Origin of the sequence: Burkholderia sp. Se-20378, from assembly GCF_017104665.1 — a bacterium.
GTDB lineage: Bacteria > Pseudomonadota > Gammaproteobacteria > Burkholderiales > Burkholderiaceae > Burkholderia > Burkholderia lata.
Window position 1 is genome coordinate 1 of record NZ_JAAGPG010000975.1, and the last position, 1615, is coordinate 1615.

The 1615-nt window shown below is 69.7% G+C and carries 2 protein-coding genes and 1 pseudogene; 1 reads left to right on the forward strand and 2 read right to left on the reverse strand.

Going from position 1 to position 1615, the window contains the following annotated elements:
- Positions 1 to 103: pseudogene (locus G3N93_RS39480) on the reverse strand (oxidoreductase); the annotation flags it as partial.
- A gap of 203 nt (positions 104 to 306) precedes the next feature.
- Between G3N93_RS39480 and G3N93_RS39485 the strand changes: the two are divergent.
- Positions 307 to 1152, forward strand: coding sequence for an AraC family transcriptional regulator (locus tag G3N93_RS39485; protein WP_174946092.1), 846 nt, complete (start codon positions 307 to 309; stop codon positions 1150 to 1152).
- Between the two features lie 10 nt (positions 1153 to 1162).
- Here G3N93_RS39485 and G3N93_RS39490 read toward each other — a convergent pair.
- Positions 1163 to 1615, reverse strand: a 453-nt coding sequence (locus G3N93_RS39490) for a LysE family translocator (RefSeq protein WP_206135469.1), incomplete at its 5' end; no start/stop codon positions are given.

A 1615-nucleotide genomic window follows, 5' to 3' on the forward strand; every position in this document is an offset into this window, starting at 1 on the left:
TGACGCGCGCGCCGGCGCGCGCGAGCCCTTCGGCGATCGCGAGCCCGATGCCGGCGGTGGAGGCGGTGACAACCGCGGTCTTGCCTTTCAGATCGATATGCATGTGCGTGACGGGAGAGGAATGAACGGGATCCGCCGCGGGTGCCGCGGCGGACGGAATTCAAAGCTTAGGCGAAACGGCGCGATCCGGCGTCGAAGCCGCGATCCGGTGTCAAAGCCGCGAACCGGCGAACCGCCGATCCGGTTGCGCGGCGCCGCACAGTCTTGTACGGTGAGCGTTCGCCGTCCGAACCGGGAGCCCGCCGCGTGAGCCGTACCGCCAACCGATCCGTCGTACCGTCGCCATTCTGGCGTGATGCCGCGCTGCCGTTCATCGAGGCGCGCACCGTCGACGACGGCCGCGCGATCTGCTACGCAAAGCACACGCACGACACGTTTTCGGTGGGCGCGATCGTCGGCGGCACGAGCACCTACGTGAACGGCGCGACGAACGAGCACGTCGGGCGCGGCGTGCTCGTGATCATCGATCCGGAGCAGGTGCACGCGTGCAATCCGTACGGCCCCGATGCATGGGCGTACCGGATGGTCTATGTCGACGTGCCGTGGCTCGCGCGGCTGCAGCATTCGCTGGGCCGCGATCCGAACGGCGATTTTCACGGCTTTTCGCCGAAGTTGACGGAGCGCCGCGACCTGTTCGCGCAATTTGGCAGCTTCTACCGCACGCTCGTCGCTCCCGGCATCGATCCGCTCGGCAAGGAGAGCGCGGCGGTCGAGTTCTTCACGGCGCTGCACGGCGCGCTCGATCGCGAACTCCCCGGCCCGCGCGCCGGGGACGACAACGCCCGGCTCGCGCGCGCGGCCGACTATATCGCCGCACATTGCCGCGAGGGCGTCACGCTCGATGCGATCTGCGCGGCGGCCGATCTGTCGCCGTCATACCTGATCCGCGCGTTCAACGCCCGCTACGGGATGACGCCGCATGCATTCCTGATCGATCGCCGCGTGCAGTACGGCCGCACGGAGCTGCGCCGCGGCCGGCCGATCGCCGATGTCGCGCTCGACGCGGGCTTTGCCGACCAGGCGCATTTCCAGCGCGCGTTCCGGCGGATCGCCGCTGCGACGCCCGGCCAGTACCGCAGCGCGACGAGCTGAACGGCAAGCGCTACACGTCGAGCAGGAAGAGTGCGCTGCCCGCGAGCAGCAGCGCCATCAACCGGTTGAACACGCGCATGTGCCGCGCGTTCGCAAGCCGGTGCCGCAGCGATGCGCCCGCATACGACCAGCACGCGATCGACGCGAAACAGATCACCAGATACAGCGCGGCGAACTGCCAGACCTGCGTGCGGTCGCCATCGGTCGCATACGCGCCCATCGCGGCCACGCACGCGAGCCACGCCTTCGGATTCAGCCACTGCATCGCCGCGCCGGCCGCCGCCGACGGGCCGGCCACGTCCGGGTCGGCCGACAGCCGGCCGTCATCGAGCGCGAGCCGCAGTGCCATGTACAACAGGAACGCGATCCCCGACCACTGCGTAGCGGTGGTCAGCACCGGCCAGCGCGCGAGCGCCGCGTGCAGCCCGAGGCCGATCAGCAGGAACAGCGCGACGAAGCCGAG